Origin of the sequence: Desulfovibrio psychrotolerans, assembly GCF_013340305.1 — a bacterium.
GTDB classification, from domain to species: domain Bacteria; phylum Desulfobacterota; class Desulfovibrionia; order Desulfovibrionales; family Desulfovibrionaceae; genus Halodesulfovibrio; species Halodesulfovibrio psychrotolerans.
The window spans coordinates 228996-249875 of record NZ_BLVP01000001.1; the positions used below are offsets into that span (position 1 = coordinate 228996).

At 57.0% G+C, this 20880-nt stretch carries 20 protein-coding genes; 13 read left to right on the forward strand and 7 right to left on the reverse strand.

Features of this window, described 5'->3' with window-relative positions:
• The first annotated feature begins 412 nt into the window (after positions 1-412).
• The 9 genes from tmcD (at position 413) to HUV26_RS01060 (ending at position 8647) form a co-directional block, all read left to right on the forward strand.
• A complete protein-coding gene (gene tmcD / locus HUV26_RS01020; protein WP_174408236.1) occupies positions 413-1669 on the forward strand; it encodes an electron transfer complex subunit TmcD in 1257 nt (418 codons plus the stop codon).
• 14 nt (positions 1670-1683) lie between these two features.
• Positions 1684-2343 carry a TmcC family electron transfer complex membrane anchor subunit gene (gene tmcC / locus HUV26_RS01025; RefSeq protein ID WP_174408237.1) on the forward strand — a complete coding sequence of 220 codons (660 nt, stop codon included), beginning with the start codon at positions 1684-1686 and terminating at the stop codon, positions 2341-2343.
• A gap of 21 nt (positions 2344-2364) precedes the next feature.
• The gene (tmcB, locus tag HUV26_RS01030) at positions 2365-3684 is read left to right on the forward strand and encodes an electron transfer complex ferredoxin TmcB (protein ID WP_174408238.1); all 1320 of its coding nucleotides are present in this window, start codon (positions 2365-2367) and stop codon (positions 3682-3684) included.
• A 16-nt stretch (positions 3685-3700) separates the two neighbouring features.
• Positions 3701-4105, forward strand: coding sequence for an acidic tetraheme cytochrome c3 TmcA (gene tmcA, locus HUV26_RS01035; RefSeq protein WP_174408239.1), 405 nt, complete (start codon positions 3701-3703; stop codon positions 4103-4105).
• Positions 4106-4141: 36 nt separating this feature from the next.
• The gene (locus HUV26_RS01040) at positions 4142-4702 is read left to right on the forward strand and encodes a hypothetical protein (RefSeq protein ID WP_174408240.1); all 561 of its coding nucleotides are present in this window, start codon (positions 4142-4144) and stop codon (positions 4700-4702) included.
• Between the two features lie 3 nt (positions 4703-4705).
• Positions 4706-5614: a universal stress protein gene (locus HUV26_RS01045; RefSeq protein WP_174408241.1), complete on the forward strand. Its 909-nt coding sequence runs from the start codon at positions 4706-4708 to the stop codon at positions 5612-5614.
• Between the two features lie 31 nt (positions 5615-5645).
• On the forward strand, positions 5646-6071 hold the full coding sequence (locus HUV26_RS01050) for a response regulator (RefSeq protein WP_174408242.1): 426 nt from the start codon (positions 5646-5648) through the stop codon (positions 6069-6071).
• Between the two features lie 22 nt (positions 6072-6093).
• Positions 6094-6486: a DVU0259 family response regulator domain-containing protein gene (gene divK, locus HUV26_RS01055; RefSeq protein WP_174408243.1), complete on the forward strand. Its 393-nt coding sequence runs from the start codon at positions 6094-6096 to the stop codon at positions 6484-6486.
• 166 nt (positions 6487-6652) lie between these two features.
• Complete coding sequence (locus tag HUV26_RS01060; RefSeq protein ID WP_174408244.1) at positions 6653-8647, forward strand: hybrid sensor histidine kinase/response regulator; 1995 nt, start codon at positions 6653-6655, stop codon at positions 8645-8647.
• A gap of 88 nt (positions 8648-8735) precedes the next feature.
• Here HUV26_RS01060 and HUV26_RS01065 read toward each other — a convergent pair whose 3' ends face one another.
• From HUV26_RS01065 to HUV26_RS01075, 3 genes are read right to left on the reverse strand one after another with little or no spacing between them, the layout of a single operon-like run.
• Positions 8736-9914 carry a hybrid sensor histidine kinase/response regulator gene (locus tag HUV26_RS01065; RefSeq protein ID WP_174408245.1) on the reverse strand — a complete coding sequence of 393 codons (1179 nt, stop codon included), beginning with the start codon at positions 9912-9914 and terminating at the stop codon, positions 8736-8738.
• Positions 9911-12286: a PAS domain S-box protein gene (locus tag HUV26_RS01070; RefSeq protein WP_243451207.1), complete on the reverse strand. Its 2376-nt coding sequence runs from the start codon at positions 12284-12286 to the stop codon at positions 9911-9913. The genes HUV26_RS01065 and HUV26_RS01070 overlap by 4 nt, the downstream gene beginning before the upstream one ends.
• 55 nt (positions 12287-12341) lie before the next feature.
• Positions 12342-12875, reverse strand: coding sequence for an RrF2 family transcriptional regulator (locus HUV26_RS01075; protein WP_174408246.1), 534 nt, complete (start codon positions 12873-12875; stop codon positions 12342-12344).
• Between the two features lie 436 nt (positions 12876-13311).
• On the opposite strand from HUV26_RS01075, the gene HUV26_RS01080 reads away from it, so the two are divergent.
• Complete coding sequence (locus tag HUV26_RS01080) at positions 13312-13575, forward strand: hypothetical protein (protein WP_174408247.1); 264 nt, start codon at positions 13312-13314, stop codon at positions 13573-13575.
• Between the two features lie 83 nt (positions 13576-13658).
• Here the strand turns inward: HUV26_RS01080 and HUV26_RS01085 are convergent, their stop codons facing one another.
• The 3 genes from HUV26_RS01085 to HUV26_RS01095 all read right to left on the reverse strand — a co-directional run bounded on the left by HUV26_RS01085 (position 13659) and on the right by HUV26_RS01095 (position 17134).
• A complete protein-coding gene (locus HUV26_RS01085) occupies positions 13659-13895 on the reverse strand; it encodes a hypothetical protein (RefSeq protein ID WP_174408248.1) in 237 nt (78 codons plus the stop codon).
• A gap of 312 nt (positions 13896-14207) precedes the next feature.
• Positions 14208-16685 carry a Lon protease family protein gene (locus tag HUV26_RS01090; RefSeq protein WP_174408249.1) on the reverse strand — a complete coding sequence of 826 codons (2478 nt, stop codon included), beginning with the start codon at positions 16683-16685 and terminating at the stop codon, positions 14208-14210.
• 17 nt (positions 16686-16702) lie between these two features.
• Entirely contained in the window at positions 16703-17134 is a 432-nt protein-coding gene (locus HUV26_RS01095; RefSeq protein WP_174408250.1) for an Hsp20/alpha crystallin family protein, read from the reverse strand.
• A 342-nt stretch (positions 17135-17476) separates the two neighbouring features.
• Here HUV26_RS01095 and greA (HUV26_RS01100) point away from each other — a divergent pair, with 342 nt between their 5' ends.
• Together greA (HUV26_RS01100) and greA (HUV26_RS01105) are read left to right on the forward strand one after the other, a co-directional pair.
• Complete coding sequence (gene greA / locus HUV26_RS01100; protein WP_174408251.1) at positions 17477-17968, forward strand: transcription elongation factor GreA; 492 nt, start codon at positions 17477-17479, stop codon at positions 17966-17968.
• Between the two features lie 153 nt (positions 17969-18121).
• Entirely contained in the window at positions 18122-18610 is a 489-nt protein-coding gene (gene greA, locus HUV26_RS01105; RefSeq protein ID WP_174408252.1) for a transcription elongation factor GreA, read from the forward strand.
• Positions 18611-18860: 250 nt separating this feature from the next.
• Here greA (HUV26_RS01105) and HUV26_RS01110 read toward each other — a convergent pair whose 3' ends face one another.
• Positions 18861-19142, reverse strand: coding sequence for a peptidylprolyl isomerase (locus HUV26_RS01110; RefSeq protein ID WP_174408253.1), 282 nt, complete (start codon positions 19140-19142; stop codon positions 18861-18863).
• 168 nt (positions 19143-19310) lie between these two features.
• On the opposite strand from HUV26_RS01110, the gene HUV26_RS01115 reads away from it, so the two are divergent.
• A complete protein-coding gene (locus tag HUV26_RS01115; RefSeq protein WP_174408254.1) occupies positions 19311-20792 on the forward strand; it encodes a 30S ribosomal protein S1 in 1482 nt (493 codons plus the stop codon).
• Positions 20793-20880 lie beyond the last annotated feature (88 nt).

Genomic DNA, 20880 nt, shown 5'->3' on the forward strand with positions numbered 1-20880 from the left:
TCTCTTATTTTTTACCTCCCCGGTACACTTTTTTATTCCCGCATTCGAACATCCGTTATTTACAGCATGATACATTTTCTACAACAGCAGTAGAAAACACCAACAGCATGTGAACAATTCCATACAAACACGGTTCTGTTTTTGCGGAACCATGCTGGTATAAAAATGTCACAAAAACTCAAAACCAATAACACGACGAAATCATGGCAATTAATAACATACCCATACGGTAATAAAATTTTTGAACCACAATGGTGCACTACTATTTTAAAAAAAGACTTTTCGCTGCAGTTGCATGTGCTATCTATACTTCAAAGATAGGTTTCACTGCTTTCTGCTATCATGCTGTCATGCAATGAAACCCTGCGCAGGTGATGTGATTAATGTGAACAGGTGTAACAAGGAGGCGTGCATGCAGTTCTCCGAATCTTGGGATTGGGAACGCGCAGAGCGTGTCGTCGCGGAATCACTGGCTCCCATGGAGGAGCACAAATGGCAGGAAGAAATCCACGTTTCCCCTGATGGGGAAACAGCCGCCGCCATCGTCTGTATAGATGACGGGCAGTTCGGCCTGCGTATGAATGATACCGTGCACGACAATACGTTCGACAAGGCGTGGAAACCCAGCTTCTCTCCTGACGGCAAGTTTTGCGCAATTGTGCAGCAGGACGAGGAATGGACTCTGGCTGTGGACGGCGAACCGTGGGAAGAACGCTACGGCTTTGTATGGGACCCGCGCTTCAGTGCGGATGGTTCCGTCATTGCGGCAGCGGTGCAGCAGGATGCCCTGTACGGCATGTCCGTGAACGGTGCCGCGTGGGAAACCCTTTATGAAAATGCCAACGGATTTGCCCTGAGCGAAAACGGCAAGCGCACAGCCGCCGTTGTTCAGGTGCGGTCTCTCGGGCAGGCAGACCCCGTAACCTTCCGCGAAGGCGTCTACAGCGTGGCTGTAGACGGCGAAACATGGGACAATGTGTTCATGAACGCCTGGCAACCGGTTTTCAGCCCTTACGCACACCGGGTGGCTGCACAGGTACGCCTGACGCTGTATGACTACTCCATCGCCGTAGACGGCATCCTCTGGCCCATGCAGTTCCAGTGCGTATGGGATCCCTGCTTTCAGCCCAACAGCAGCTCCGTGGTCGCTCCTGTTCGTCAGGGGGGTAAATGGGGCGTCGCGGAAGACGGCAACATCCTCTGGAAACCCCGTTTCTTCAACTGCTGGCATCTGCAGTACAGCCCGGACGGCAGCAAGCTGTGGGGAATAGTGGCCCCCGGCTACGGCCAGTTCACAGTAGCCCTGGACGGCAAGGAATGGAACGTCTCCGCTCCGGTGGTCACCGACCTCACCCTTTCTCCCGACGGGTTGCGCGCAGCCGCTCTGGGCAACCACGACAATAAGGCGTGGCATCTGCTGCTGGACGGCAAGGCGTGGAGCGGACGGTATGACATGGCGTGGAAACCGGTATTCAGCGCCAATGGGCACCACGTGGCACTTCGAGTCCGCTCCGGCAAACGGTACGGCATCATCGTGAACGACCGCCCCGTCGGAGGGGAGTTCGACAAGGCATGGGACCCCGCCTTCAGCCCCGATGGCACAAAGGTGCTCATCCGCGGCATGCGCGGCAACACCCTGCTCCGCATCGTTGCGGATGTACCCCGATAACCGTGGAGGCAGGAATGAACGCACTATACAACTTTGCAACCGGACCACTCGCATGGGCCGCCTTTGCCATTTTCATCGGCGGCTCAATCTACCGCATCTGGTCCATGATCCAACTGGCAAAACAAAAAGAAGCCGCTTTCATCAGTTATATGAGCTGGCCGTATGCGCTGCGGTCTATTTTCCGCTGGTTCATCCCCTTCGGCACGCTGGGCTGGAAAGAAAATCCCGGAATAACTGTAGCGACCTTTCTCTTCCACATCTGTCTGCTGGTGCTTGTCATATTCACCCCCGGCCATGAAGTGATGTGGGACTATGCCTTCGGCATCAGTTACCCCACCCTGCCGGAAGTCGTGGCAGACGGCCTCACCCTGGTTGCCATAGGCGCCGCGTGCTTTTTTGTGCACCGCCGCCTCACCAACGCGCAGGTCCGTTATGTCACCACCAAGGCCGACTGGATTGCACTGGGCATAGCCGCCGCACCGTTCCTCACGGGCTTTCTGGCCTCCCAGCAGTTCGGAGACGGGCAGATAATGACGCTCCTGCATGTTCTTTCCGGCGAGGCAATGCTCGTGGCCATTCCGTTCACCCGGCTCTCCCATGCCCTGTTCCAGCCGTTCGCACGGGCCTACATCGGCTCTGAATTCGGTGCCGTTCGCCACGTGCAGGACTGGTAGCAGCCAATCAGGAGGAAATACATGTCCATCTTGGATAGAAAAATCGATGATCCCGAGCTCAAACGCGCAACGGAAACCCTAACGCCGGACCGGATCGAACAGGTCATAAACAGCGTCCTTCAGGGTGAAACAGGCGCACGGCTCAAGGCATATTCGGAAATATGCATGCGGTGCGGCATGTGCGCCCCGGCGTGCCACTACTGTGTATCGCATGACATGGACCCCAGCTATTCCCCGGTCGGCAAGGTGGAACAGACCATGGGACTCATGCTGCGTAAAAACGGCAGGCTCAGTCCGGCCGAAGTTTACGGCATGGCCCAGATAGCCTACACCGAGTGCAACCTGTGCAGACGTTGCGTCCATTACTGTCCCATCGGCGTGGACACGGGCTACATCATCAGCACCGTCCGCCGCATCTGCCACAAGCTCGGCGTCACGCCGCTGTACATTCAGGACACCGCTCACAGCCACTCCGCCACCATGAACCAGATGTGGGTAAAGGAAGACGAGTGGACAGACAGCCTGCAATGGCAGGAAGACGAGGCAAGAGACGAGTTTCCCGGCCTGCGTATTCCGCTGGATGTGGAAGGCGCAGACATCTTCTACTCGGTCATCGCCCCGGAACCTAAGTTCAGAACCCAGCTCATCTATCAGGCTGCCGCCATACTGCACCATGTGGGCGCGGACTGGACCATGCCCTCCACCCCCGGATGGGACAACAGCGACATGTGCATGTTCACCGGCGACTTTGAAATGATGGGCCGCCTTAAGCGCTCTCACTTTGAGGCCGCACAGAAGCTGAAGGTAAAGCGCATCGTCATGGGAGAATGCGGTCACGCCTTCCGCTCCGTTTACGATGTGGGCAACCGCTGGCTGGGATGGAAAAACCACCCCGTTCCCATTGTGCATTCCGTGGAATTCTTCTGGGAACTCTTCCATGAAGGCAAGATACGGCTCGCCAAGAAGTTCGAGGAACCCGTCACCATCCACGACCCGTGCAACATCATCCGCGGGCGCGGACTCATGGACAAGCTCCGTGAAGTAACGCACGCCCTGTGCACCAACGTGATTGAAATGTCTCCCACCCGCGAGCACAACTTCTGCTGTGCGGCAGGCGGCGGCGTCATCAACTGCGGCCCTCCCTTCAAGGGAGTGCGTCTGGAGGGCAACCGGATCAAGGCGGACCAGCTCCGCAACACCGGCGTCAAGGTTGTTGTGGCTCCCTGCCATAACTGCCACGGCGGCCTGGAAGACATCATCCACCACTATCAGCTCGGCATCCATACCAAGTTCCTCGGCGACCTTATCTATGAATGCATGGAAAAGCCCGAGCCGGAATAGGGAGCAGGAGAAAGCAATGAACAGACGTTTCATCACCCCCCTCGCCCTGCTGGCCGTGCTGTCCCTGGTTGTGACCGGCCTGTATCTCGTCCCAGCGGCGGCACAGGACGACATGACCCAGCTACGCCCGGAGGCGCTGGCCCCCCTTACCCGCCCAGCAGCCCTCTTCAAGCACGACGAGCATAACGAAAAGGCCAAGCTGGATGACTGCATCATCTGCCATCACAGCGGAGCAAACGGGGTGATCACCCCGGATGAAAGCTCAGAAGGCACCGACTGTGCAGAATGCCACAGTGTTGCAGGCGGCAAGAACCAGACCCCTCTGCGCCGGGCGTATCACCGCCAGTGCATAGACTGCCACAAGGAAAAAGGAAGCGGCCCGACGTATTGCAGCGGTTGTCACGATAAGCGCAGGCCGTAACGGCCCCAGCCCGAACGATACCCCACAAGGATCATCATGGAAGCGGTAACACTGACAGCGCAAGGACGCATTCTGGAAGGCACAGCGGAAGAACCTAAGGAAATCCTTTGGTGCCTCGGCAGATGCCTGAACATTGAAAAGGAATGCACCTTGCGGTCGGTTTTCGCCATGGCCTCGCGGTATCCGGTACTGCTCCGCACAAGCCCCTTTCTGGAAGACGCGGCCCGCCGCTGTGCCGCCAGCCCGGGAAAAGGGGAAACGACCCGGGACTTCACGGCGCTGGAATTCGCCAAAACCGTGGAACTGACGGGAGCTCCCGGAGAACCCGTCATGAATATATTCACCACCCTCCGCGGGGTGCCTGCGCAGGCACCCGGAGGAACAAACCGGCCGGAAACGGGCGAAATCCGGTTTCATCAACTGGATGAACTGCTCGGCCTGCCGCTCAGACTGGGGCGTATACGCCATGTGGTCTACGGCGACAGAACCGGCATGCTGGAATGTGACACCACATTCACCCTGTTTGACCTTCTGGACGGAATCGCATGGGAGATGAGCTTTCAGGGCGGTTCCCAACAATGCAGCCTTAGGAGGTAGCGTATGTTCAAGAAGATTCTTTTCGCTACATCGGCTTCCCCGGCATGTGACAACGCAGCCAAGGTCGCTTTCGACCTCGCAAAGCGCAACGGCGCCAAACTGTATCTCTTCCACGTGCTGGGCGTTCCCAGCCGTGGCTTCAGCACTACGGTGCGCGACCTTCGTTCCGGCGAAGAAGAATCGGTAGACACCGATTACCGCGCATGGGTGGAAGAAGAAGTGCGTACAACCTACGCAGAACAGTTCAAGGAATACGGACACAACACCGTCCTGCAACTGGCGGTGGGCGTGCCCGCAACCGAAATCCTGCGCTTTGCCCGCAAGGAGGAGATTGACCTCATCGTCATGGGGGCAAACACCCGTGACGATGACCCCGAATCGGCCAGAGCCCGCTCCGTGGTGGGCCGCACCATGGAAAAGGTGGCCCGTCTCGCCAAGTCGCCGGTACTGATCGTCAACCGCCCCTGTACAACCTGCTGGAACCTGTTCTCCAACATCGTCTACTGCACGGACTTCTCCAAGGCAGCGGACCATGCCTTCCGGTTCGCCAGCGACACGGCAAAGGCCATAGGCGCAAAGCTCTACATCTTCCATGCCTTCGACATCACCACAGCCCGTCTTGGGGTCTTCCCCGGTCAGGCAGACATTGAACGCCACATTGAAAAGGCGAATGAAAAGATACGCGAACGCTATCTTTCCCAGATGGGTGATTACGATAACTACGCAGTGGAAATATGGGAAGGTACGCCGTATGTGGAAATTCTCAAGTTTGCCCGTGAGAAGCAGGCAGACCTGATCGTCATGGCGCACCACACCCGGGATATGGAACCGGAAGAAGCCCCCATCGGTTCCACGGTGGAACAGGTTGTCATACGCTCCGCATGCCCTGTGGCCAGCGTAACGCGCGCCTGACCTGCCCAGAGCCTCAAGCGTGGAGGTACAGATGGGTGGCCCTTGTATTCTGGTGGTGGACGATGAACTCAGCTTCAGGCTATTTCTCAAGACACTCTTCGAGACAGGCGGGTTCACGGTAGTGGCCGCCCGTAACGGCAAGGAGGGACTGGAGAAGGCCCGCACTAAGCGCCCCGCCTGCATCGTGCTGGACGTGATGATGCCGGAGCGGGGAGGGCTGGAGATGTACAGGGGGTTGAAATCAACCCCGGAACTGCGGAATATTCCCGTGGTCATGCTCTCCGCCGTGGCTGCCAAAGGATTTGCCCACGCACTGAAAATGATAGGACTGTCCGCGGGAGAGCTTCCCTCACCGGAAGCGTATGTGGAAAAACCTCCCCGTCCGGGTCCGCTGCTGGAAATTGTCCGCGGGCTGATAGAGCAGCCCCCGTCCTCGCAAGATAGTAAAACGGGCTAAGGAAACCCCAAGGAGTGTAGCAATGCCGCACAAGATCCTTGTCATAGACGACGACCCCTACATCGTGAAATATCTGGTGGATATCCTCAGTGACAACGGGTACGCCACCTGTTCCGCCTCAGACGGGGCGGAAGGTCTGGAACTGCTCAAACGGGAAAAGCCTGATCTGGTAACACTGGATCTGGAAATGCCTAACGAGTGGGGCCCAAGATTCTACAGAAAAATGACCAAAGAACCGGAGTTCAAGGAAATGCCCGTCATCGTCATCAGCGGTCTTGCGGGCATCCATCTGGCCATCCGCAACGCTGTGGCGTCTCTGCGCAAGCCCTTTGACCCCAACCAGTTGCTTGAGATCATAAAGGATACCCTGAGCAAAAAGGACGCGACCGGCAAATCGCCCCTTATAGAAGACTGAAACTCCGCAGAATCCATAACCATTCCCGCCGGGCACCGCATGGCAAGCGGTGCCCGGCATCCCGCCTTGCCCATTGCATACGAATCTGGTAGGCTACCAACTAGCTGTTCTTGTTGCACTTCCGCCCAACACGCACCTGCAACCAATAGAAACACCAGGGAATTTCATGCAGTACACCATTCTGCTCGTGGACGATGAAGACGGCATACGCACCGTACTCGGGCTGTCTCTTGAAGACATGGGGTACCGCGTGCACACTGCCGCAAGCGGAGAAGAAGCCCTGCGCCTCTTCAACGAGGTGCAGCCGGACATTGTGCTCACAGACATAAAAATGCCCGGCGTGAGCGGCATAGACCTGCTGCGCCGCATCAAGGCCATTTCGCGCGAAACGGAGGTCATCATGATCACCGGGCACGGCGATATGGACCTTGCCATCCAGAGCATCAAGCAGGATGCCACAGATTTCATCACCAAACCCATCAATGACGATGTGCTGGAAATAGCGCTGGGCAGAGCGCGTGAACGTATCACCATGCGCGAAAGCCTGCGCCAGCACACGGACAACCTTGAGCAGAGGGTTACGGAACAGGCTGCACGCCTTGTGGAACAGGAACGCCAGCTTGCCGCCCTGCAGGTGGCAGAAGGCTTTGCAGACGGCATGCGCACGCTCTACAATTCCATAGACGGTGCAGAAGGCATGTTCAACCAGTTGCCGTGCTTTGTTTCGGTGCACAACTCGCAGATGGAGATCATCGCCTCCAACCCCCTGTACAAGGAAAGGCTTGCCTCAGGCATCGGGGCACGCAGCTGGGACGTGTATCCCTACTGCAGAGGTACTGGCGACGAAGCCTGTCCCGTCCGCAAGGTGTTTGAAACGGGCGAAGGGCAACGCTGTCAGGAATTCGTCCGCGACAAGGATGGCAACGACATACCCGTCATCGTGAACGCCGCCCCCATTCTGGATAACGACGGCGAAATAGAACTGGTGCTGGAAATAGCGGCAGACATCACAGAGGTAAAACGCCTGCAGGAAGAGCTGCGCCTTACCCGCCACCGCTACCAGCAACTCTTTGAGGAATCTCCCTGCTACATCAGCGTGCAGAACCGCGACCTGAAAATCGTTGCCAGCAACCGCCTGTTCCGCGAAGATTTTGATGAAACCATGGGCAGCTTCTGCCACGAGGTCTACGCCCACAGAAGCACTCCCTGTACCGGCTGCCCCGTGCAGCTCACATTTGAAGACGGACAGCCGCACCAGTTTGAAACCGTGGTCACGTCCCGCCGGGGCGAACAGCGCAATGTGCTCATCTGGACCGCCCCCATCCGCGATGCCAGCGGCAACATCACGGAAGTGATGGAAATGTCCACAGACATAACCCAACTACGCACCCTGCAGGACCGCCTTTCCAATCTGGGCCTTCTGCTCGGCTCCACGGCGCACGGCATAAAGGGACTGCTGACCGCTCTGGACGGCGGCGTGTACCGGCTCGGCACCGGTATAGAAAAGGGAGACCAGTCCCGCATTCAGGACAGTTTTCTGGACATACGGCACCTTGTGGAGCGCCTGCGCAAAATGGTGCTGGATATTCTCTATTACGCCAAGAAGCGGGAACTGCAGTGGGAAGTGGTCGTGGCATCCAGACTGGCGGAAGAGGTCTCCGCACTTGTGGAACCCAAGGCCAGAGAGGGCGACGTTTTCTTCACGCTGGAAATGGACTCCGAAACAGGCACCTTTGAAGCAGATGCCGGGGCCTTTTCTTCCGCCCTCGTTAACATTCTGGAAAACGCCATAGACGCATGCATTACGGCCCGAACCTCCTCCCGCCGCCCTGAAGCGGCAGTACAGCTGCGCGAAGTGCGGTTTTCCGTCCACAACTTCGGCAACGAGGTGGAGTTCAGCATTCAGGACAACGGGGCAGGTATGGATAAGGAAACCCGCGACAAGCTGTTCACCCTGTTCTTCTCATCCAAGGGCTCTGCGGGCACCGGCATCGGGCTGTTTGTGGCCAACCAGGTGGTGCAGCAGCACGGCGGCCGCATCTCCGTCACATCGGAATACGGCAAGGGCAGCACCTTCACCATAGCCATGCCGCGCAGACTCTCCGAACAGGCCAAACGCGGCACAGAGCTTGCGGGCATTGACCTTGTTCCGGGGGTCTGACCTCCGTTCCGTTACGCCACCCGCACAGCACAGCACAGCGCTCCTGACACACCAGAGGAACAGCCCCGGCTGCCCTCCGGGAAAAGCCCTACCCTTCCGGACGCACAAGCGGCAGCCGCAGCATGGCACGCACGCCGCCCTTTATGCCGTTTTCCAACATCAGTTCCCCGCCCATCTCCCGGGCTGCCTTGCGGGTTGCCATAAGCCCGAACCCCGTTCCCCGAGCCTTGGTGGTGAACATGCCGTCTTCAAGGCTGGCAAAAACCTCATCGGTCAGGCCCCTGCCGTTATCTTCCACAATATAGCAGACATACCCGTTCACACACTCGGTGTGCAGAATGACTCTGCCGTCTCCGTGGTCCAGCCTGCCCGCCTGAATGGCTTCTTCCACCGCCTCCACCGCATTGGTGGCAAGATTCATAATGCAGGCATGCACGGCTTCCGCATCCAGCATGGCTTCCGGTTGCGGTGCGGAGTGATGCAGCAGGGTTCCTCCCGCCTCGCGCAGGCGCACGGCAAGCAGCTCCGCCACCTCCTGCACCGGCTTGTCAGGATTCACAGGACGGGGAGAAAGCTCAATGGGGCGTGACAACTGCAGCATGTTCATGGTCAGGTCGCGAACCCGCGTCACATCACGCTTCACCATCCCCCATCCCTGTTCCAGATAGTCACGCCGATTCAATTCCAGCCCCTTCTCCAGAACAAACAAAGCACCTTCCAGCCCGCCCGCAATATTCTTTATGGCGTGCGCCATGCCCGCCACGGTCTCTCCCATCACCGCAAGCCGCTCAGAACGCAGCAGCTCACGGGTTCGCTGCTCCACCAGAGCCTCCAGATTCTCGGTGTGCTGGCGCACAGCGCACCGCAGAGCAATGCGTTCCGAAGCCTTTTGCAGGGCAAACTCCAGCAGGTCGGCATTAACAGGCTTGGTCAGAAAATCGGCCGCTCCCAGCCGCAGACTGCGAATGGCCAGTTCCATATCCGCATGACCGGTACTCATAATCACTTCCGTTTCCGGCATGCGCTCCTTTATGCGGCCTAGCACCTCAATGCCGTCCATGCCGGGCATGCGGATATCGGTGATAACCACGGGCGGCGCCTGCGTTGCAAGCACCTCCAGCGCCTCTTCGCCGGAGCCCGCCACATGAACAGAATAGCCCATGTCCGCGATCAGCGCCCCCAGAACGGTCAGAATGCCCGCCTCGTCATCCACAAGCAGCACCGCAGGCTGCGAAGTCAGCAATACCGCCTGCTCTTTGGCACTCATATGCTTCCCCCGTTCCCGGCATCACCCTTTTGTTCCTTGTCCTGTCCAGCCCCGGCATCCTCGTCATGCCCGCCTTCGCCGCTGCTCCTGCGATACGCCCTGCCAGCCTGACTGGTGGAAGGAAAACGCAAGGTAAAGCGCGCTCCGGCACCGTCCACATTTTCCGCCTGAATGCTGCCGCCAAAGTCGTGCACCAGCCCGTAGCTTATAGAAAGCCCCAGTCCGGTCCCCTTGCCCACCTTCTTGGTGGTGAAAAACGGCTCAAATATTTTGTTCTGCAAAGACCGCGGTATCCCCAGCCCGGTATCCTCCACCACCACAAGCACTTCCCTTCCCTGCGACATGGTCTGCAGCAGAATGCGCCTGGGTGCCTCCGGTTCTTTTTCGCTCCGCTCCTCCACGGCATCGCGCGCGTTGAGCAGCAGGTTCATGAACACCTGTTCCAGACGGTTGGGCATGGCGAGTATGGGCGGCAGGTCTTCCTCCAGCGCCCATACGATTTCAATGTTCCGCAACGTCAACTGTCTGAAGAAGAAGTCCGAAGAAGCGCGCAGCACCGAGTTCACGTCCACATGTTCCAGCGCAAGGTCAGACTGCCTTCCGAACTCCCGCATATGATTGATGATGCGGCTGGCGCGGTCCACATGGGAATCAATCTCTTTCACCATGGTTTCCAGCACTTCAGGCACAATGGGTTCTTCACGGCGTATCTTGCGGAAAATGAAACTGCTCGCGGTCTTGATGACCGTAAGCGGCTGATTGAGTTCGTGCGCCACGCCCGTGGCCATTTCGCCCAGTGTGGCCATCTTGCCCGCCTGAATGAGTTTCTGCTCGGTTTCAAGACGCTCGGTAATGTCGTTGGTGGTAACCAGCAGAATACGGCGCTCGTGATACTCGGCGGGCGAGAGCATGATATCCACATAGAACGGGCTGCCGTCGCTGCGGTAGTTGCGGGCTCTGTTCAGCACCGTAAAAGCCCGTAACTGCGAGGCATATCTGTCCCGCTCCTCCGGCGAGAACACAGAGAGGAACGATTCTCCCCGCGCCGCTGTACGCAACAGACCGTACACACGCTCAGCCGTGGTGTTACAGTCAATAATCTCCAGCGACTGTGCGTCCAGCACAAACACGGAGTTGGGAATATTATCGAAAATGGCGTGATACTTCTGTTCGGAACGGCGCAGGCGTTCCTCCACCTCGCGCCGGCCGGAAATGTCTATGCTCATTTCCATGGCGGCCGTCACATTGCCAAGATCATCAACAATGGGCGTGGTATGCACCAGCCAGTAGGCCCGCGTGCCGTCCGGGTTCACCCTGCTCTCTTCGGAGCAATGGGCAAGCCCGGTGGCAAAGGTTCTTTCCACCGGACAATTCGGACATTTATCCGTGCGCCCCTTATACGCCTCATAGCAGTGCATGCCGCAGGTCGGGCTGAACCTGTCAGCGAATTCCCTGTTGTACTTGAGGAGCTTGTAATCTCTGTCCTGCACGGTAATGCTGCACGGCACCTGCTCGAATAACAGCTGATATTCCCTGCGCTGCCTGTTCAGTTCGTCCTGCTTGTCGGCAATAGCCTGCTGCATGCGGGAAAGCGCCTGAGCCAGTTCACCCACTTCCCCCAACCCTTCCAGACCGGCCAGTTCCACCCTGTCGCCCCTGCCTATGCGCGTAGCCGATTCGATGAGTAACGCCACAGGCTGCGTTATGAAGCGGCGCAGAAGTGCGAAGGTAAGCGAGGAAGCCAGCAAAAAAATGCCCACGGTAAGCAGGATAATACGCTGCTGAAACGACAATATATCCTGTTCTGATGAATCCGCACGCAAAACAACATCCAGCGCGCCCAGCACAAGCTTGTCCCGCTCGTGCGCGTGGCACACATCGTCCGCGCATCCCGGCTCGTTCATAATGGGGATAAGACTCCCCAGCCGGGGCGCGCCTCCGGCATCATCAAAGATGCGGATGCGTTCATCCACTTCAAGAAATGTTTTGGGTTCAGACGCTCTGTGGCAGGCGATGCAGGCGGTGTCACGAATATTTGTCTTGGTGTCTATTTCTTCTGGATTACTGGAAAACTTAACCTCGCCCGCTTTGTTGTATATACGAATGGAAACAATATCAGGATGCTGCGCCACATCGCCGATTATCTGGTCCAGCTCATGGCGCGCATTGCCCATCATGGCGTAGCGGGTGCCCAGCAGAATAGTCTGCCCCATGCGATTTGCCCCTGCCACCAGCTCACTCCGGGCATGCATGTGATGATAACGGATACTCTGCCACGCGTGCAGGCCAAGACACACGAACATTGTCGCGCTGGTTATGGCAAGAATGCGCAACGCCAGCGAGGTGCGCATGGGAAATAAACGCCTTTGCACAGCACTCCCCTTCCGCTTTAAAGCCCAGCGTGGTCACCGCAGCCGATGCGTTCTCTCAATAATCTTCCAGCCCTGTCAGCGTCACTGCTTCCAACTCACATCGGGCACCGGCGGGAACCTCCCGCCTCATGTCCGGGTGCTCCGTGATGGTGCGCACGCAATAGTCGCCAAACTTCACGCCCTTTTCCGTGTAGTTCACCAGCTCACCAAAGCAAAATTTGTCCAGATGCGCATACATGGCAAGGCTTGCCTCCTTCCACAAAAGGCGGGTCAGGCACCCCGGCGCATGCGTGCACGAAGCAGCATCCTTGCCGCAGCCTACAAGATCGGTTCCCCCTTCCAGCAGGCGCACCACTTCGCCGACAGTGATCGTTGCAGGATCAACCGCCATCATGTGTCCTCCGTTGGGCCCCCGGCGGGTCTTGACATACCCCCCGTTCTTCAACTGCCTCGCAATCTTTTCCAAATACTTCTGCGAGATGCCCAGCCGCTTTGCGGAATCGCGCATGAGTACGGGCTCATCTCTCCCGTGCACGGCGATATCAAGCAAAAGCCTTGTCCCATAGCGGCTGTTTGTAAGCAATCGCATCTAACCCCTCCTGTTATCATACTGTTTTTTACTGTTCATACGGCGCACAGTCCGCATCATGGCCCTCCGGTACAACCTGCCCCTTGCGGGGCAACCACGTCCGCCCAGACCAGTCGGCGGCTTACTCCGGCTGTTTGTTAACACTCACAGACCAGAATAAGTACAAAAAACACACTGTTTACGCCCTTACCCCAAGCATATCCTACCTGGCAGGTAGGTACAACGACAAAAATTCCGAACCCCGCTTGTCGTGAATAAACAAGCCCGGCTCCCGGCACTGCCCAACCTGCTGAAACCAATCACAGCACCCACACGACAGCCTCGAAACCCGGAGTTAGCGGCTGTATAATTTTCACCTGCCCCCGCTCTCATCTTGCCTGTGCCGGAAACTGTGGTACTGTGTAGGCTCTTTTCCCCACGTGTCAGGAGGCAAGACATGAAAAACACCCACCAGCCACACGGCCCTTGCAACGGTTGCGCATTCCACCTGCAAGACTGCATTCTCGGCATCCGGCCACAAACGACCGGCATTGCCGCCCACCGGGAACACCCCTGTCTGGAATTTGTACCGCTCTGCCTGAACTGCCAGTATCCTGCGGTCTTCTGCGCCACCTGTTCCATACGCCGGTACAACGATTTAAAGCCCCTCTCGCGCGACATCCTCCCCCTGTCCGAGCACACCTACGCCTGCACATGGTAACGCGGCTCTTCCTGTGACCCTGCAAAAGCGAAAGGCCCGCTTCCGATGCCGGATGCGGACCTTCTTCGTGTGTGCAATGGAAGTCAATTCGTCAGCAGGCCTTCAAGATTCTGTTGAATACTCCTGATGAACATACTCGCCTTCTGGCGGTGTTCATCAGATAATTCAGCCCACTGCTGTGCCACGTTCATGGTACACCGTCTGTCGGTTTCGACATCAATGTAGACCATGCCGTTCTCGCCAACCTCCACTTCGATACGCTCTCCGTTCGGTTTGGTCAGCACAACTTCCACCCTGCCCAAAGAAGTAGACTTGCCCATTAGTCATCTCCTTACAGGTAGAAGGGTTAACGAAAGAATCGCCCGATACCCGCGTGCAATGTACCACAAGAAAAAAAGGCCGCAAGCTGCATGCCTTTCCGCAACGGGTTCTTGTGAAACAGAGTACGAGCCGTAACGTGCAGGATTCCCATCGCTTTATGTATTTCCCCTACATAAGCCCCACCCTTCTAGTCCAAAAATAACGCTTTGTGAAAGTTTTTTTTTGCCCCCGGGCATTGATTGCACACCCAACCATATGCAATCACGGGAAAAAGGGGCCGCGTGAGCGGCCCCTCACATCCCTCAGTTTGCTTACTCATCATTTTCGGCGTCAGCTTTCCGGTCACCGTTCTTCTTTTTGGCAAAATCCCGCAACCCTTCTGCAAGGGCCAGCAGCTTCTCGTCCACAAGGGCGTTCACGGTTCCGGAAGGATACGCCCCATCCGGCTGACGTTCCCCGGCAGCACGCCCGGTCAGAATCTCAATACCCTCATTAACATGCGAAACAGCCCATACGTGGAACTTCCCTTCTTCCACCGCCTGCACCACTTCGTCCCTGAGCATCAGATCCTTGACATTGGCCTTGGGAATCATCACGCCCTGATCGCCGGTCAGCCCGCGTTGGCGACACACCTTGAAAAAGCCCTCTATCTTTTCGTTCACGCCCCCTATGGGCTGAACCTCGCCCTTCTGGTTCACGGAGCCGGTAACGGCTATCCCCTGCCGGATGGGAACCTCCGCAAGACTGGAAAGCAGCGCATACAGCTCCGTGGACGAGGCGGAATCGCCGTCTATGCCGCCATACGACTGTTCAAAGGCAATAGAGGCAGCAAGCGTGAGCGGCTTGTTCTGTGCAAAGTTCTTCCGCAAATACCCGCTGAGAATAAGCATGCCCTTGTTGTGCGTAGAGCCGGACATGTCCGCCTCCCGCTCAATATTGATGATACCTTCCTTGCCTATGGACGTGGCGCAGGTAATGCGCGCAGGCTTGCCGAACGAGTAATCGCCCAGCGAGTAGACGGCAAGACCGTTTATCTGGCCCGCCACTTCGCCTTCGGTGTCTATGAACACGCTGCCCCGGTCAATCATCTCCTGCAGCCTGTCTTCTATCTGGTTGCTGCGGTAGATGCGCGCCTCCACGGCATTGCGCACGTGCTCGCCCCGCACCGCGTCGCTCCCGGACTCGCGGGCAAGGAAGTTGGCCTCTTCCATGATATCGCTGAGAATGGGGAAGGAGGTGGAAATCTTCTCCTGCCTGCCAGCCAGCCGGACGCCGTGCTCCAGCAGCGCCGCCACGGCATCGGCATGAAAGGCCATGAGTTTTCTGTCTTCCGCAAAGGTCTTTACAAGGCGGCTTATGTCCTGCACGGCCTTGTCATCTCGGTTCATGGACGTTTCAAAGTCCGCACGCACCTTGAATATCCTGTCCACATCGTCATCGTAATAGCGCAGCATGTGGTACAGGTTCGGTGTCGCCAGAACAACCACCTTCACTTCCATGGCAATGGGTTCCGGCTTCAGGGCTGTGGTGGTCAGCAGGTAGTACGGGTCAAAGGTCTGAATCTCAATCTCCGAGGTCTTCAGTGCACGTTTCAGTGTCTGCCAGACACCGGGCTCCATGATGGCGTCCATGAGATTGAGAACCAGATACCCCCCGTTCGCCTTGATGAACGACCCTGCGTTAATCTTTTTATAGTCCGTGCGCCACAGCCCGTTGCGGTCCATAACTCGTTCTATGGAACCGAAAAGGTTGCGGTATGTGGGGTGGGACTCCACGATAACGGGCGGTCCTTCGCTTTCACTGTTATCCACCAGCAGGTTCACGCCGTAGGGGTGCAGCACGGCATCTGCCGATGCACCGGGAAAAGTCATTCCCATGGGTCCCTGCTGCGGCTGCCCCATGGATTTAAGGGCATCCAGATTGTCAGCCATATCTTCCAGCATGGCGTCCACAAACTTTTCCACCTTTTCCTGATCCCGCCACCCGTTGCGCAGAGGTTGGGCAAGCTCGCGGGCAATATTCATAAACATGAGCTTGTCCACATCTTCACTCTTACGCTTCACTTCCTTTTGCAGGGCGCGCACATCAAGGAAGATTGCATCTATCTCTTCCTTCAGCTCCTTGTACTTTTCCTGCAACTGGGCAAACTCCTCCTTGGGGAACCTGCCCTTCTCCATCAGTTCTTCAAGTTTGAGCAAGTGCACGGGCTCACCGTCCACAATGGGAACAATGTCGGGGCGCTGCACATTGCCCATCTGCATGTTCACCATCACAAAACCGGCATCCTTCACCCGTTCTTCAAGTCCCTTGAAGAATTCGCGCGTCTTCTTGTCGTGTTCCTCAATAATCAGGTTCTTGCTGTTTATGTACTCCTGGCTTTCAAACAGCTGGGGCACATCTCTCTTTATTCTTTCCAAAAATTTATCTACCGCAGCCTTGAACTTCGTACCGTTTCCGGCCACAAACCGCAGCAGAATGGGCTCCTCAGGCGTCTTAAAATTATTGACGTAGCAAACATCATCGGGAGTTTCCTGCTTGCGTGTGGAATTTTCCAGCAGTCGCTTCACCACCGCAAGCTTGCCCACATGGGCTGCGCCCGTGACGAAAATGTTGTAGCCCTTGGCATCCATGCCCATGCCGAACCTGAAGGCATCCACACCCCGGTCCTGACCTATTATGTCTGTCTGCACTTCCAGTTCGTCAGTGGTGGTAAAGTGAAGGCTTCCGGGCGCAAGCTTCCAACGCAGGCTATCCACCGGAACCTTTGCGGCTTCGCGTATGTCAGTCATGATTTCCTCCTCGCAGGTTACCGGCTGTTGACAAATACAACCGGAATGCGCCGCATTTCCGGACGTTTGCATTTAGGCATGGTTATAGACAGCTTTTCTCCGTCAAATTCCGCTTTCACGTCTTCCGCCCGCACCTTGCAGGGCAGCCGGAACCGCTGTTCAAAAACGCTGGCTCCGCTTGCCTCTGCGCATGACGCATGGTGTTCGCAGCGTACCACCAGAATATCCTCTTCCACAAAGATGGATATCTCTTCCGGTTTCATTCCCGGCAACACGGCTTCCACAACCACGCTGTCACGCGTATCGGTCATGGAAAGGTTCGGGTCTTCCAGCAGGGGGCGGCATACGGAAGGCAGCCCAAAGTCTGCGCACAGGCGGTCGAACATACGTTCGCTGTCCATCCGGAGTCTCTGTAGCTGCTGGCTTTTCCAATTCTTGAAGTTGGGCATATCCCAATCCTCCTTCTTGCGGATCTACGTTCCGGAACAGAGTCGCCAGTCTAAGAATGTTCTGCACAAAAGGCTTGGCGAAGCCACCTTCAGGGGCTTGTCATTCTTATACAAATATTTTCACTAGATGGGAATGGGCAAATTACTTTTTTATGCGTAATCACTGCCCTTGCGGCAAATTCCGGTCTTGACCAAGTGCGCACAATGACTTACCCAAGCCTTTCAGCGGGTGTAGTCCTTAACCGACCCCCATGCCTGCCCTTCTGCAGATGCCGGCACACCGCCCGGCTACTCCATCCCGGAAAACACCCGGACCAAGAACGAATGCAAGGAAACGAACGAATGGATACTATTCCGATTTCCGTTGAAGGTTTCAAAAAGCTTGAACGCGAACTGGAAGCCCTGAAGAAGGAACGCCCCGCCGTTATTCAAGCCATTAAGGAAGCCCGCGAAGAGGGCGACCTTTCGGAAAACGCCGGCTACGATGCAGCGCGCGAACGGCAGGGCTTGCTTGAGGCACGTATCAACTACATTGAATCCCGCATGCCTAAATTCAACGTCATCGACCGCAGCACCATGGGTGGCCATAAGGCCATTTTCGGTGCCACCGTCACCGTAGAAGATATGGAAACAGGCGAGCGCAAGACCTACACCCTGCTCGGCCCGGACGAGGCGGACTTCAACAACGGCAGCATTTCCATCCTCTCCCCTGTTGCCAAGGCACTGCTCGGCAAAGAAGTGGGTGACGAGGTAGTTGTTAACGCCCCCAAGGGACGCATCGAATACGAAATACTTTCCATAGAATTCAATAGCGGGAACGCATCCGAAGCCTGATGACCGGACAACGGATCTGAAAGCAACGGACCCCGCTACAACAGCGGGGTCTTTTTTTTCGGCCCTCTCCAAAACAGAGCGGCGGCCATAGCGCACATTTGCGCCAAACCGGGAATATTCCCAACACATAAGGAGTTACAAAGGAGAAAGACAATGCAGACCATTCCCATCTCCCCTCAGGGATTCATACGGCTGAAGCTGGAGCTGGAAGCCCTCAAGAAGGAACGCCCTGTCGTTCTGCAGGCCATACGCGAAGCCCGTGAAGAGGGCGACGTCTCAAAAAACACGGCCTACGACACGGCTCTTGAACGGCAGACCATGCTTGAAAAACGCATACGCCACATAGAATCGCGCATGCCGCATCTGCATGTTGTCGATCCCGCCATGATGGGCGGAGAAAAGGCGGTTTTCGGGGCCACCGTCATGTTTGAAAACGTGGAGACCGGAGAGCGGAAGGAATACACCCTGCTCGGTCCGGACGAAGCGGACTACACCAGCGGCAGCATTTCCGTTCAGTCGCCCGTGGCCAAAGCTCTGCTCGGCAGAAAGGCCGGGGATGAGGTGGTGGTGGACGCCCCGAAGGGGCGCGTCGAATATGAAATAGTCTCCGTAAAGTTCATGCACGGCGGCACGGCACAGTAGTTTTTCGCACCCACAGGAAAAACCACGACCGGACCCCGCCCACCAGCGGGGTCCGGTCGTTTCCGGCACCAAAAAAAGGCTGCGACAGGTCGCAGCCGGATACACAAGGGGAATCAGCAACCCGTATCATGCGGCTGTTGCCATGTGCAAAGGGCGGCGTCTGTCCGGGATGCTGCAAAAAAAACATCCCCGAGCCGGCAAGCTCCTTTGCCATGTCAGGCCGCACAGGCCGATACCCCTATAAAAAGCCTTAATCGTTGCGCTCGGTCACTTCCACAAGATGAAAACCGAACTGCGTGCGCACGGGGCCGTGCACCTCGCCCACCGCTTCATTAAAACAGACGTGATCAAATTCAGGCACCATCTGCCCGGGGCGGAACGCGCCCAACTCGCCGCCACGGCGGCCGGAAGGACATTTGGAATACTGCCGTGCCATTTCGGCAAAGTCCTCACCGGCGACGATGCGGGACTTCAGTTCGTTACATGCGTCTTCGGAATCAACAAGAATGTGACGTGCTTTGGCGGTTGCCATCAGGAATACTCCTTGGTTGTAATATCGGTGCGCGCAGCATGCCACGGCTTTCTGCGGCTGGCAACCTGCACATTTCCCGTTTTCCGGCTTGCTTCTGGAACGGATGAGGGATATAGCCCGTAAACGATTTCCATTAACCTCAACTCATGATGTTTCAAGGAGAACTGGATGGCCGGTTCCGATGACAGCCGCCAGATGGGCGCTGAAGAAAATTTTGAAGCGATGCTGGATGCCTACACGGGCTCGATGGGAGAAACCCTAAAGGTGGGCGACCGCATCAAGGGCACAGTCATCAGCATAACCGCTGACAGCGTGTTCGTGGACACCGGCACCAAGGTGGACGGCGTTGCCGAACGCAGCGAGTTTCTGGACGATAACGGCGAACTTTCCGTCAAGGAAGGCGAAGAGGTGGAACTCTACGTCATGGCCGCCGGTGCTCAGGAAATCCGCCTGTCCAAGGCGCTTGCCGGAGTCGGCGGCGCAGCCCTCCTTGAAGACGCCTACAAGACCAAGCTCCCCGTGGAAGGCCGGGTCGTTGCCACCCGCAAGGGCGGCTATGACGTGGACGTACTCAAGCGCCGCGCGTTCTGCCCTGTCAGCCAGATAGACACCCGCTTTGTGGAGAACGCCGAGGAGTTTGTGGGCAAATCCTTCCAGTTCCTCATCATCAAGTTCGAGCAGCACGGGCGCAACGTGGTCGTTTCGCGCCGCGCTCTGCTGGAACTGGAACAGGAAGCCAAGCGCGCCGAATTCATGGCCCAGATGCAGGAAGGGTCTGTAGTGGACACCAAGATCGTCCGCCTTGCCCCCTTCGGTGCCTTTGCGGAAATCATGCCCGGAGTGGAAGGCCTCATCCACGTCTCCGAGCTCTCATGGTCCCGCATTGGTGCCCCGGATGAAGCCGTGAGCGAAGGCGACATCGTACGCGCCAAAATCCTCTCCATAGAAACGGACAAAAAGGGCCAGCTGCGCATTTCCCTTTCTGCCCGTCAGGTGACGGAAAATCCGTGGGCCCGCGTGGCCGATGCACTGACGGAAGGAGAAATCCGCGAAGGCAAGGTCGTACGCCTGACCAACTTCGGGGCTTTCGTGGAAGTGCTTCCCGGCATAGACGGCCTGGTGCACGTCTCGGAAATGTCCTACACCAAGCGTGTGCACAAGCCCGGCGATATGGTCGCAGTGGGCGATACCGTCACCGTGAAGGTTAAGGGAATTGACCTTGCCCAGCAGCGCGTCTCCCTGAGCATGAAGGAAGCAGAAGGCGATCCGTGGTCCGGCGTGGTGGAACAGTTCTCCGTAGGGGCCACCCTTGAGGGCAAAGTCGAATCCCGTACCGAATTCGGCCTGTTCATCGCCCTTGCTCCCGGCGTAACCGGGCTCATGCCCAAATCCAATATGGCTAAGGCCCCCAAGGCCGCCAATCTGGATAACGCCAAGCCCGGCGACACCTTGCAGGTAACTGTGGCTCAGATTCGGGCACAGGAACGCAAGATCACCCTCGCCCCCGTGGGCGTGGAAACGGCCGAAGACACCTCGTGGAAGGAATATCGCAAGCCCAGGGCCGAAAAAGGCCCGGTGGCAGGCAGCGATGCTCCTGCTTTCGAGAATACGCTGGGTGCCGCCCTGAAGAATGCCTTGAAAAACAAATAAGTCATATCTTCAAACAGGTTATCGTAAAGGCCGGGTTCATACCCGGCCTTTTTTGCGTTCCATACGGTTTACATGCCATGAAAACAGC

What these genes read in the sequence shown, in the direction of transcription:
- tmcD (WP_174408236.1), top strand. Translation starts at nt 413, where the DNA reads ATGCAGTTCTCCGAATCTTGGGATTGGGAACGCGCAGAGCGTGTCGTC.
- tmcC (WP_174408237.1), top strand. Translation starts at nt 1,684, where the DNA reads ATGAACGCACTATACAACTTTGCAACCGGACCACTCGCATGGGCCGCC.
- tmcB (WP_174408238.1), top strand. Translation starts at nt 2,365, where the DNA reads ATGTCCATCTTGGATAGAAAAATCGATGATCCCGAGCTCAAACGCGCA.
- tmcA (WP_174408239.1), top strand. Translation starts at nt 3,701, where the DNA reads ATGAACAGACGTTTCATCACCCCCCTCGCCCTGCTGGCCGTGCTGTCC.
- HUV26_RS01040 (WP_174408240.1), top strand. Translation starts at nt 4,142, where the DNA reads ATGGAAGCGGTAACACTGACAGCGCAAGGACGCATTCTGGAAGGCACA.
- HUV26_RS01045 (WP_174408241.1), top strand. Translation starts at nt 4,706, where the DNA reads ATGTTCAAGAAGATTCTTTTCGCTACATCGGCTTCCCCGGCATGTGAC.
- HUV26_RS01050 (WP_174408242.1), top strand. Translation starts at nt 5,646, where the DNA reads ATGGGTGGCCCTTGTATTCTGGTGGTGGACGATGAACTCAGCTTCAGG.
- divK (WP_174408243.1), top strand. Translation starts at nt 6,094, where the DNA reads ATGCCGCACAAGATCCTTGTCATAGACGACGACCCCTACATCGTGAAA.
- HUV26_RS01060 (WP_174408244.1), top strand. Translation starts at nt 6,653, where the DNA reads ATGCAGTACACCATTCTGCTCGTGGACGATGAAGACGGCATACGCACC.
- HUV26_RS01065 (WP_174408245.1), bottom strand. Translation starts at nt 9,914, where the DNA reads ATGAGTGCCAAAGAGCAGGCGGTATTGCTGACTTCGCAGCCTGCGGTG.
- HUV26_RS01075 (WP_174408246.1), bottom strand. Translation starts at nt 12,875, where the DNA reads ATGCGATTGCTTACAAACAGCCGCTATGGGACAAGGCTTTTGCTTGAT.
- HUV26_RS01080 (WP_174408247.1), top strand. Translation starts at nt 13,312, where the DNA reads ATGAAAAACACCCACCAGCCACACGGCCCTTGCAACGGTTGCGCATTC.
- HUV26_RS01085 (WP_174408248.1), bottom strand. Translation starts at nt 13,895, where the DNA reads ATGGGCAAGTCTACTTCTTTGGGCAGGGTGGAAGTTGTGCTGACCAAA.
- HUV26_RS01090 (WP_174408249.1), bottom strand. Translation starts at nt 16,685, where the DNA reads ATGACTGACATACGCGAAGCCGCAAAGGTTCCGGTGGATAGCCTGCGT.
- HUV26_RS01095 (WP_174408250.1), bottom strand. Translation starts at nt 17,134, where the DNA reads ATGCCCAACTTCAAGAATTGGAAAAGCCAGCAGCTACAGAGACTCCGG.
- greA (WP_174408251.1), top strand. Translation starts at nt 17,477, where the DNA reads ATGGATACTATTCCGATTTCCGTTGAAGGTTTCAAAAAGCTTGAACGC.
- greA (WP_174408252.1), top strand. Translation starts at nt 18,122, where the DNA reads ATGCAGACCATTCCCATCTCCCCTCAGGGATTCATACGGCTGAAGCTG.
- HUV26_RS01110 (WP_174408253.1), bottom strand. Translation starts at nt 19,142, where the DNA reads ATGGCAACCGCCAAAGCACGTCACATTCTTGTTGATTCCGAAGACGCA.
- HUV26_RS01115 (WP_174408254.1), top strand. Translation starts at nt 19,311, where the DNA reads ATGGCCGGTTCCGATGACAGCCGCCAGATGGGCGCTGAAGAAAATTTT.